This is a genomic window from Prochlorococcus marinus str. MIT 1013 (assembly GCF_027359395.1).
GTDB lineage: Bacteria > Cyanobacteriota > Cyanobacteriia > PCC-6307 > Cyanobiaceae > Prochlorococcus_B > Prochlorococcus_B marinus_E.
The window spans coordinates 1,313,792-1,325,506 of sequence record NZ_CP114778.1; the positions used below are offsets into that span (position 1 = coordinate 1,313,792).

Genomic DNA, 11,715 nt, shown 5'->3' on the forward strand with positions numbered 1-11,715 from the left:
GAAAATCGATTCATTGATAAGCTTAAAATCCTATTTAAAGTAAGAAAGGTAATCTTTTACTCTCAAAATTGAGTAACCTAATCGTACAAAATAGTCCTATCAAATTAAATAGTAAAAGTAAGATTGAATTTTGATAATTTATAGAGCCATTAATAATACTATCTCTAAGAGGATCTAAAATCTGATAAATAAAGTTTAAATTTGTAATCCACTCTAAAGCTCCTAAGCTTTCTTTCCTATAAAGTATTGGTGAAATCAAAAAAACCAACTGAAGTACTATAGGAACCAACTGTGCAAAATCTGTAAATCGAACGCTAATTAGACAAATTATTACAGGGAACCAATATATAAAAATAAATAAATTCAAAAATGGTATCCATGAATATATTAATACATTACTTATCAATGAAAATTTTAAAAAAAGAAATACAAAAAAAACTAATATGAAAGACTGAACAAAAGTTTGTAATTGAAAAGACCATTCTTCTAAAGTATAAAAAATAGGCTTTAGATTCATATTCTTAATATTCGATGAATTATATGAAAAAAGATTAGGTGAATTAGAAATTGATGCACTGATTGTATTCCAAATAACCAAACCAAAGCCTAAGTATATAAAGTAAGACTTAAAATCTTCTACTGAAAAAACTGTACCATAAACAATTCCTAAAGTACCTATAGATAATAGATTTGAAAAACCTAACCAAAAACTTCCAAGGGTGGTTCTAGCAAACCTTGCTCTTGATCTTGAAGTTGCTGTATACCACCATGCCTTCCTAGTTTTAAAAGCAAATTTAAAATTATCAAATAACATTTTGACGATAATAGTCTTGAGTATGATAATAATTCAAAGCCGCATCTAAAGGACCATCATATGCAATAGAACCATGACTAAAAACAATTCCTCTATTACAAAACTGTTTTAAAAGTTCTTCAGAATGACTAGCTAAAAACAAAGTTGCAGCTGATTCCATAAATTGCTTCATTCTCTCTTCAGCACGATCACAAAAATCAGCATCACCAGTACCAAAGCCTTCATCTATAGCTAAACAATCATGAGGACTTGAAGTGAGAATTGAAAAAATTAATCTTGCAGACATACCCTCACTATAGGTTTTTATAGGTAAAGAGATATATGAACCAAGTCCTGAAAAATCTACTATTTCATCTATAAAAGATTCAAATCCATCTAGGCTATGGTTTTTGAGTAAATAATGAGCTTTGCACGCATCAACTCCAGAAAGTTCTGAACTAGTCAAAAAAGTCTTTTGAAGCATAGGATAAACATCAACTAACACTCTAATACTTCCACTGGTAGGCAAATAAATACCCGAAATCAGCCTTAAGAAACTACTTTTTCCAGACCCATTATGACCAATCAAGCCTACCCTCTCTCCTTTCATAATAGTCAAACTAATATTATTTAGAGCGATAATATTAGTCCTATTCCTTGATTGATCCAATGCTCCACCTGTAATATTTATTACTTTTTTTGTAAGTTTTTTGGTTAAAGATCTATTTTCTAAATGATAGATAGGAATAGATAAAGAAATATTTTTAATTTCTATAGCAGTATTATTAAGATTGCTTATTGAGGCTTTAGATAATAAAGAAATCATATTTTTTACCTTATCAATAGAGACTCTCTTATAGGTAATATTATTTAGAAAATTAGATACTCGAATGAATGATTTCCCTGATCGCCAAGGTGAGATAGAATCGGGTTGATACAAATCAATTAAAGATATACTTTTACTAATTTGCTTTGTAAATAATTCTGCAGCAAAAATCTTATTCTCCAATATTTGATAATCTTTTCTTTCTTGTTCAAAATTAATTAAGTAAGGTTTTTGCCTTGAAGAAACTAATTCAAATACAATATCTGCAATTTTATAATCATGTCTATTAACCATCTCCATCCAATAATTCAAACCATCAAAATCTGCTTTTCTATGAAATAAATTTGAATATAATTTATTAATCTTAAATTCAAAAGATTTATCATGAGCAATATATTTTGTATACTCATCTTGCCTTGAAAGTTCATCAGATATTTGTCTTAAAGTAAATGATTCATTACAGCGTGAAAGCCAATAATTTATACCTGAGGGATCTCCTGGTCTTCCAAAATAGGCTATATATAGTTTTTGTAAATCATTCGAACCAACCTTAATCATATAACTAAATTCAATTCTTATTTTATACTTCTACTTTCTTTTTGGCTGGTTGAAACATAAACATAGAATAAATCACATTCCTTCTCATATTTATCATCATGTCTAAAAACATATCATATCCTTCATTTTTGTATTCGATTAAAGGATCTTTTTGTCCATATCCTCGTAAGCCAACTGATTCACGAAGTGAATCCATAGATTGCAAATGCTCTCTCCAAAGAGTATCTAACTGTTGAAGTATAAAGAATCGCTCAGCTTGCCTCATTATTCCTGGATGAGTTTGTTCTACTTTAGCTTCCTTAAAATCGTAAGCATTTCTTAATTGCTCTTTCAAAAAATCCTTTAATTCATTTTTATTTAATCCAAGGACATCTTTAGTTTGAAGATCTTCTAATATATAAACAAATTCTTTTACTTTAGATACTAAATTATTTAAATCCCATTCTTCGGGTGGCAGATCTTCGTTAACATATGCCTCGACTATTTCTTCCATTGTTCTTTGACCATATCCAATAACTTGAAGTTTCAATTCTCTACCATCTAATACTCTTCTTCTTTCTGAATAAACAGCTTTTCTCTGATTATTCATTACTTCATCATACTCAAATATTTGTTTTCTTATATCGTAATAATATGTTTCTACTTTCTTTTGAGCACCCTCTAAAGACCGAGTAAGCATTCCTGACTCAATTGGCATATCTTCTTCTACGCGAAATGCATTCATAAGACCTGCAACTCTATCTCCACCGAATATACGAAGGAGATTATCTTCTAGTGATAGAAAGAATCGAGTACTGCCCAAATCACCTTGACGCCCAGCCCGACCTCTTAATTGATTATCAACCCTTCTTGATTCATGTCTTTCAGTGCCAATTACATGAAGTCCCCCAACTGCTTGAACATTAGTTGCTTCTTGACTAAGTACCTCTTCATATTCTTTTTTTATTAATTGTATTGCACTTCTCAAATTCTCTATGTTTTTATCTTGAGTAGGTGTTTTTTCAGCAGCTGTAGCAATATAGTCATCTAATTCTATGGAGCTTAAGCTTCTATCTCCCCATTCCTTAACTAACTTGGAGGCTAATGCAACAAGTTTTTGTTCAGTTTGATCAGTCAACAAGACAGGAAAAATATTTTTTAAAGATAGAGATTGAATCTTTTTTTTACTCTTAGATTCCTGATTATTATTTTCCTTAAATCCAACTGATTCAGAATTTCTCTGAAGAGGTATGGGGGGTTTATGGCCTTCTTCAGGTTTTACCAAACGAGAACTAAGAATTTCTTTAATCTTCAATCTAGACATGTAGTCGCTATTTCCTCCAAGAATAATATCTGTTCCTCTTCCAGCCATATTTGTAGCAATAGTTACTGCTCCTGATCGTCCTGCTTGCGCGACTATTTCAGCTTCTCTCTCAACATTTTCAGGTTTTGCATTTAATAAATTATGCTTTATTTGTTGCTCTGACAGAAGAGTACTTAGAAGCTCGCTCTTTTCAACACTTGTTGTACCCACAAGAACTGGTCGTCCTTGTTTATGTATCTCAGCGGTTTCCTTAGCTACCGCTCTCCATTTTGCTGATTCAGTTTTAAATACTTGATCCACCCAATCATCTCTTGAGACTTTGCGATTAGTAGGAATAACAGTTGTCTCTAATTTATATGTTTTTTCGAATTCCACTTCTTCGGTTTTCGCAGTACCTGTCATACCTGACAGCTTTGGGTAAAGAAGAAAGAAATTCTGATATGTAATTGAAGCTAACGTTTGAGTCTCAGGTTGAATAGGCAGATTTTCTTTAGCCTCTATTGCTTGATGTTGGCCATCACTCCATCGTCTTCCTGGCATTACCCTCCCTGTAAATTCATCAACAATTACCGCTTCCTCATTGCGAACTATATAGTTGACATCTTTAACAAAAAGCTCTTTAGCTTTTAGTGCATTAGTTACGTAATGTGCCCAAGGATCTTTTGGATCAAATAAGTCTGTAACTTTTAATAGTTGTTCAGTTTTAGCGAAACCTTCATCCGTAAGAATACAACTCCTTTGTTTCTCATCTACTTCATAATCCCCTTCAGGATCAATCCCGTCTTTACTACTATCTAGTGACCTTTGTAATTTTTCTACAACTGCTGCTGCTGTTTGATATTTTTCCTGCGGCCGTTCTACCTGTCCCGAAATAATTAAAGGAGTTCGAGCTTCATCTATCAAAATGGAATCAACTTCATCGATCACACAAAATTGAAAATCTCTTTGAACAATTTCGGATTTATCAGCTGCCATATTATCTCGCAAATAATCGAAGCCCAACTCTGAATTCGTTGCATAGGTGATATCACAGTCATAATTTTTTTTTCTTTCCGATGGTGACATGGATTGCTGCACTAAACCCACACTTAGGCCAAGAAAACGGTGGACTTGTCCCATCCATTCAGAATCTCTTCTTGCCAAATAATCATTAACAGTCACTACATGAACTCCCTTCCCCGTTAATGCATTTAAATAACTTGGAAGTGTTGCAACTAATGTTTTACCCTCTCCAGTTTTCATTTCTGCAATTTGACCCTCATGTAAAACCATTCCACCAACAAGCTGCACATCGAAATGTCTCATTCCTAAAACCCTTAAAGAGGCTTCTCTAACAACTGCAAATGCTTCCGGCAATATTTGTTCCATTAGAGAAATTTCATCTTCTATAGAAGAAATTTTTCCAAATTTTTCTCGAAAAGTTATCGTTCTTGCTCTCAACTCATCATCAGAAAGACGAGTTATGTCCTCTTCTAGGATATTTATATCTGAAACTATTGGGTTGTAACGCTTGATTTTCCGAGCATTTGGATCACCAAGTAAGTTCTTAAACATTAAAGCTGTGGGATCAATTATACCAATCAATACAATATACTCTCTTTGACTTGAAAGTTGTAAAGTAAAAGTATTCGTACTCAGAAAGTATTTATTAAAGAGTTAACGATTTAAGGAATTACGACTATTATTTAAAAACCAACGAATAGAAATAAATATCAATTTATATAGTACCAATAATAATGTAAAATAAAAATAGGAAATTTAAACTTTTTCGCATGAAGACGGCACTAATAACAGGCATTACAGGACAAGATGGTAGTTATCTTGCAGAATTATTATTAAAGAAAGGTTACACTGTTCATGGCATAGTCAGAAGAAATAGTGTATCAAATACATTAAGGGTGAAAAACATTGAAGATAAAATTAAATTACATTATGGAGATCTAACTGATAGTCTTAATATTGTAAGAATAATAGATGAAATTAGGCCTGATGAAATTTACAATTTAGGTGCACAAAGTGATGTGGCTGTTAGTTTTCAATCTCCTGAATATACAGCGCAAACAGATGCATTAGGACCACTTAGAGTGCTTGAATCAGTAAGAGTACTAAATCTTATTGATAAAACAAAAGTTTATCAAGCTAGTACTTCTGAACTTTTTGGAAAGGTGGTAGAAAGTCCGCAAACTGAAAACACTCCTTTTTATCCTAGAAGTCCATATGGTGTAGCAAAATTATATGCTTACTGGATAACAATTAACTACAGAGAATCTTATGGAATATATGCATGTAATGGTGTTCTATTTAATCACGAATCTCCAAGAAGAGGAGAAACATTTGTTACTAGAAAGATTACTAAAGGCTTAACTAGGATTGACGCCGGGCTACAAGAATATATAGAGATGGGAAATCTTGATTCATATCGAGATTGGGGACATGCGAAAGATTATGTAGAGATGCAATGGAGAATGCTGCAACAAGATAAACCTGAAGATTATCTAATTGCTACTGGGCAACAAGCCAGTGTAAGAGAATTTATCAATTTGTCTGCTATACAATTAAATTGGGGTGGAATACAATGGGAAGGCAAAGGTATAAATGAAATTGGAAAAAGATTAGATACCGGCGAAATCGTAATTAGAATTAATTCTAATTATTTTCGTCCAGCAGAAGTTGAAACTTTACTCGGAGATCCTCGCAAAGCATTTCTAAAGTTATCTTGGACCCCCAAGATAACTTTAGATGAACTAATCTCAGAAATGATTATCGAAGACAAGAAGCAAGCTCAAATTGAATTGTATCTAAAGAAAACAAATTCTAATTAATTTTTAATATTAATGATTAAAAAAATTAATAAAAGCAATTCCATTTAAATTTTGATTAATACTAAACATTTGGAAAAGAAAAATAGAAATAGAAGTAGAAAAAATGAATTAAATATTTTAAAGTAAAGTTAAAAAGATAAATTTTTAAAAAATAAATAATTGCATATGATTTAACCTTATAGTACGGCTATCCGATCTGTACGTAATCTCCTCAATTGAATAGTTTTGCTAAGGATTTCTTATTTAATTTTAAAAATGGCAAAAATTACAATTGATGGAACAGAGTACGACACAGATGAACTTTCTGAAGACTCCAAAGCTAATCTAGCAAGTTTACAATTTGTAAGATCTGAACTTAACAGACTTCAAGCTCAAACTGCTGTTTACAAGACTTCAGAAGTGGCTTATACTAATGCATTAAAGCAATCAATTAGTTAGCTTCAGGATGTATTATTATCTTTATAATAATACATCGCGTTCGTTAATAAAAAATGAATAGTCTTATTTGCTTGAATAAAGCAAGCATTGATTTACTTAATAAACATGGTTTATTGAGAAATTTAATAAGTGCAGAAATATTAGAAAATTCAATAAAGGAGGTTTCACTTTCAGACATACAAAAGGAAAGAGCTTTTACTAGATTTTGTAAAAGTAATAATTTATCAACCAAAGAATCTCTTGATAAATTTCTCGAGAAAAATTCTTTGACAATAGACACACTTAACCAAACATTACAGATCTCTTATAAAAAAGCTCTTTACTCAATAGACAAATTTAGTGGTAGAGCTGAGAGCAGATTTTTAGAAAGAAAAGAAGAACTTGATTCAGTAATATATAGTTTAATAAGAGTGAGAGAGAAATATAAAGCCCGAGAAATATGGGTTCAAATTAACGAAAAAGAATCTGAATTCAGTGATATGGCTTCCAAGTTTTCTGAGGGGCCAGAGAAAATGAAGCAAGGTATTATTGGCCCAGCCCCTTTAATCCAAGCAAACCCAAAAGTATGTGAGACACTCAGATCTCTCGAGCCTGGCGAGTTAGCTCAGCCAATTTTTCTAAATGGATTTTACCTAATTATAAGACTTGAAAAATATTTTCCAGCCACCTTAGACGAAGAAACAAAGAAAGCCATGGCGATAGAACTCTTTGAGAAGTGGTTAAAGGAAGAGACAGAGCTTATGCTCAATGAGATACTTTCTTCGACAAAAACTCCAATCACATAAAAATATGACAAAAAAACACGATATAAATCTTAGAGAGATTGAGGGTTTTAAAAACATCAATGAAGAGTCAATTGAAAAAATAAACGAAAACAGTGAATTACTTCAATATGATTTCAGTCAAGTATTATCAACCTCTCAGATTATTTCTAATAAAATACTTTTTTTACTTGAAGGTGAAGCAAGGTTACTAATACAAAATGAAGAAAATCTGATTACATTAGATAAATTGAAAAGCCCAACAACAGTTGGGCTTATTTCTCTACTACGTGCTGAGCCTTGCGAGGAAGTAAGCGCAGTTTCAGACGTCACCGCAATAGCTATTCCAGACAAGTTAATACTAGAAATATATCAAAATGATCAAATATTTAGAGATTGGTGTAATAAATTAATTTACTCTGTTGAAATTTATTCAGTCCTATCTAGATGTAATATAGAATACCTTAAATCTGGCATAAACCAAGATATTATATTTAGTTTAATCAAATCCAACTCAAATATAAAGACTTATACAAATAACGAATTAAGTATCACGAAGAAAAATTATTTCAGCTTTATAAGTAGTGCCAATTTAATAGATTTAAAACCTGGCGACTTACTAAACAATAATCAGAAGATAGAATCTAGACCTCCAATGAATGTTAGAGTACTAGAAGTTTCAAAAGATGTAGAACATTTAATAGAAAAACTTAGCACTAACAAGTCAAACTTGAATCAAAATATAGAAACGACCGGATCACTGAATACAAAAAATAATATCTCGAAAGCGCCAATTGCTCCCTACGTCAGTGCTATTGAGTTAGGAAATTACAGTACTAATCAACCATTCACAATCATCAAAGCAAATGGGAAGTTAGAAGAAACACTAGCCTGTTTACAAATGCTATCTTCTTTCATGAAGCTTCCATTCAGGAAAGATAGTATTGAGAAAATTCTTCGAGATACAGTATCAAGGAACCAAACTATATCTATTGAGTTGTGTGGTGCAATTGCTTCAATGCTTGGCTTACATACAGCAATTGCAAATAAAGTTAATTTTATTGCAGCAACAAGACTTCAAACACCATGTTTAATTACGTGGAAAGATAGTTTTGCAATAGTCACAAAAAGCGATTCAAGTGGTCTTGAAATAGCATCTCCAAGTGCAGGTTCAATAAGAATCGAGCAAGATAATCTTGAAAATGAATTCCCAGAAGGATTTGATATTTTAATGGTAGATAGAACAAATGCAACGCCCAATAAAAAGTTTGGAGTCAATTGGTTCTGGCCATCTTTAAAGAAATATAGAGCAAGTCTCATACAAGTTTTAATCGCATCTTTTGTCGTTCAACTTTTCACTTTAGCTAACCCTTTATTAATACAAGTTATTATTGATAAAGTCATTTCTCAAAGAAGTCTAGATACTCTTCAAGTTTTAGGAATTGCTCTTGTTGTTGTTACAATAATTGGTGGTTTAATTAGTAGCCTGCGAACATTTCTATTTACTGAAACAACCAATCGCATTGATGTAAGGTTAAGTGCAGAAGTTATCGATCATCTTTTAAGACTCCCATTAAATTATTTTGATAAAAGAGCAGTTGGTGAATTAGGAAGCAGAGTTGCAGAATTAGAACAAATTAGAAACTTTTTAACAGGTCAAGCCCTAACGACGATACTTGATGCTGCTTTTTCAATTATTTATATAGTTGTTATGGTTATGTATAGTTGGCTTTTAACTATAGCCGCCTTATTTGTAGTCCCTATTCAAATAGGTCTGACACTTTTAGGTGCTCCAATAATTAGAAGGCAAATTAGAGAAATAGCAATAGAGAATGCAAAAACCCAGAGTCATTTAGTAGAAGTATTAACAGGTGTACAAACAGTTAAAGCACAAAATGTTGAAACAGTTAGTAGATGGAAATGGCAAAATTTTTACAAAAAATATATTTCAAGGTCATTTGAAAAAACAATTACAGGAACAACACTTAGTGAGATAAGTAATGTGATGCAACAGTTATCTCAATTAATAGTATTGTGGATTGGTGCAACATTAGTTTTAAAAGGTCAGCTTACTTTAGGTCAATTAATTGCATTTAGAATAATCTCAGGTTATGTGACACAACCATTACTTAGGTTAAGTACTATTTGGCAAAATGTACAACAATTAAGGGTTTCGTTTGAACGTTTATCAGATATTATTGATACTCCAGAAGAATCAAGTGAGGCAGATAAAGCTAATTTGACATTACCAACTATAGAAGGAAAAGTATCATTTAAAAACGTCTCATTTAGCTTTCCAAATAGTGATAAAAAAATACTTTCTAATGTTTCGCTAAATATTAAACCTGGCACTTTTGTAGGCATTGTGGGTCAGAGCGGAAGTGGTAAAAGCACATTGATGAAACTTTTGCCTAGGTTATACCAAACAAATTCAGGTAAGATTTCAATAGATAACTATGACATAGATAAAGTTGAACTATATTCTTTGAGACGACAAATTGGGATTGTTCCTCAAGACCCATTACTTTTTGCAGGAAGCATTAGCGAAAATATTTCTTTAGCAGATCCAAATGCGAAAAGTGAAGATATTGCTAATGCAGCAAGGATTGCATCCGCTCATGATTTCATAATGGATTTACCTCTTGGATATAGTAATGACGTTGGAGAGAGAGGATCTGGACTTTCAGGGGGGCAAAAGCAAAGAATAGCAATTGCAAGAACAATTATGAGTAATCCAGGAATGATTATTTTAGATGAAGCAACAAGTGCTCTTGATTATGAGACAGAGAGAAAAGTATGTGAAAATTTGAGAAAATCATCCAAAGGTAAAACAGTATTTTTTATTACACATAGGCTATCAACCATAAAGAATGCGGATCTAATAGTTATGCTTCATGATGGTGTAATAGCTGAAACTGGTACTCATACAGAGCTAATAAATAGAAAAGGCCGTTACTTTGCACTTTATCGTCAACAAGAGTCAACTTAATGAAAAAAGAGATTAACAAAAATGATGGTTCAGTAAACCAATCTAAAAAAGATGCAACTACAAAGAGAGATTTTATAAATCAAACTAAGTCAGTATTGACATGGATTGAGAAAAAATTAAACAGTAGAGAATCAGATAAATCAAAAGTAAAGATAATGAAACAAGAAATTAAACAAATTGATAGTTCAGAAAGCCATTCTGAAACAGATAAAACCAGAAGAAAAGATTATCTAAATCAAACCAAGTCAGCAATTGCATGGATTGAGAAAAAGCTAACCAGTAGAAGCTCAGAAGAAACAATACTCAGCCAATCTCAATACTGGACAAGAGCAATCACGTGGTCATTAATTGGTACCACTGCTTTTGGTGTTGGATGGTTATTTATAGCTAAAACCGAAGAAATAGTAATTGCTACCGGCAAACTAGAACCAATTAAAGGAGTCGTGGACGTTCAAATGCCACTAAAAGGAGTTGCTAAGGAGATCTTGGTAAAAGAGGGCGATATAGTGAAAGAAGGGCAACTCTTAATCAGATTAGATTCAGAAATAACTAATAGCCAATTCGCTTCTATACAGCAGAGATATGAATTAAACAAAAATATCCTTAACAGAATGGAAAAACTAGTTGATGAAGGCGCAGTAGCGGAAATTCAATATTTAGAGCAGAAAAATAAAATGATCGATTTAAAAAGCAAATTAACAGAAAGCGAAGTAATACTTAAATATCAGAAGATTTTATCTCCAGTCGATGGAAGAGTATTTGATCTAAAGCCATGGGGGCCAGGTTATGTAGCTCAATCTAGCGAGCCAGTTCTAAAAATAGTTCCATTTGATAATTTGCACGCTAAGGTTGAAATTGAAAGTAGAACAATTGGTTTTGTTAGTTTAAATAAGCCAGTAGATGTAAGCGTAGATTCATACCCAGCAACAGATTTTGGAGTAATAACAGGAAAGGTTGTAAAAATCAGTTCTGATGCATTACCACCAGATCCAAGATTAAACAAAGGATATAGATACCTTGCGAATATAGACTTAGACAAACAAGCTTTAAATACTAAACAAGGGATAAAACTTGCATTACAACCAGGAATGAGCATAACAGCCAACATAAAACTTCGAAAGGTCTCTTACTTACAGCTTCTTTTAGGAACATTCAAGAACAAATCAGATTCATTAAGAGAGATCAATTAATACAAACAAGTTAAAATAGAAGAATAAAGATTTAA

The 11,715-nt window shown here is 32.1% G+C and carries 8 protein-coding genes; 5 read left to right on the top strand and 3 right to left on the bottom strand.

What is annotated here, in order from left to right:
• Positions 1-34: 34 nt before the first annotated feature.
• Genes O5633_RS07815 through secA form a run of 3 tightly spaced genes read right to left on the bottom strand, consistent with a single transcriptional unit; the run spans position 35 to position 5,034 of the window.
• The gene (locus O5633_RS07815; RefSeq protein WP_269609067.1) at positions 35-814 is read right to left on the bottom strand and encodes an ABC transporter permease; all 780 of its coding nucleotides are present in this window, start codon (positions 812-814) and stop codon (positions 35-37) included.
• The gene (locus tag O5633_RS07820) at positions 804-2,177 is read right to left on the bottom strand and encodes an ATP-binding cassette domain-containing protein (protein ID WP_269609069.1); all 1,374 of its coding nucleotides are present in this window, start codon (positions 2,175-2,177) and stop codon (positions 804-806) included. Before O5633_RS07820 ends, O5633_RS07815 begins: the two co-directional genes overlap by 11 nt.
• A gap of 22 nt (positions 2,178-2,199) precedes the next feature.
• Positions 2,200-5,034, bottom strand: coding sequence for a preprotein translocase subunit SecA (gene secA / locus O5633_RS07825; protein WP_269609070.1), 2,835 nt, complete (start codon positions 5,032-5,034; stop codon positions 2,200-2,202).
• A 218-nt stretch (positions 5,035-5,252) separates the two neighbouring features.
• Between secA and gmd the strand changes: the two genes are divergently transcribed.
• The 5 genes from gmd (at position 5,253) to O5633_RS07850 (ending at position 11,680) form a co-directional block, all read left to right on the top strand.
• Positions 5,253-6,302, top strand: a complete 1,050-nt coding sequence (gmd, locus tag O5633_RS07830; RefSeq protein WP_269609071.1) for a GDP-mannose 4,6-dehydratase — start codon at positions 5,253-5,255, stop codon at positions 6,300-6,302.
• Between the two features lie 255 nt (positions 6,303-6,557).
• On the top strand, positions 6,558-6,740 hold the full coding sequence (locus O5633_RS07835; protein WP_269609072.1) for a DUF6447 family protein: 183 nt from the start codon (positions 6,558-6,560) through the stop codon (positions 6,738-6,740).
• 53 nt (positions 6,741-6,793) lie between these two features.
• Positions 6,794-7,525 carry a peptidylprolyl isomerase gene (locus O5633_RS07840; protein WP_269609073.1) on the top strand — a complete coding sequence of 244 codons (732 nt, stop codon included), beginning with the start codon at positions 6,794-6,796 and terminating at the stop codon, positions 7,523-7,525.
• A gap of 4 nt (positions 7,526-7,529) precedes the next feature.
• On the top strand, positions 7,530-10,490 hold the full coding sequence (locus O5633_RS07845) for an ABC transporter transmembrane domain-containing protein (protein WP_269609074.1): 2,961 nt from the start codon (positions 7,530-7,532) through the stop codon (positions 10,488-10,490).
• Positions 10,490-11,680 (top strand): HlyD family secretion protein, encoded by a 1,191-nt coding sequence (locus tag O5633_RS07850; RefSeq protein WP_269609075.1) that lies wholly within the window; start codon positions 10,490-10,492, stop codon positions 11,678-11,680. Before O5633_RS07845 ends, O5633_RS07850 begins: the two co-directional genes overlap by 1 nt.
• Positions 11,681-11,715 lie beyond the last annotated feature (35 nt).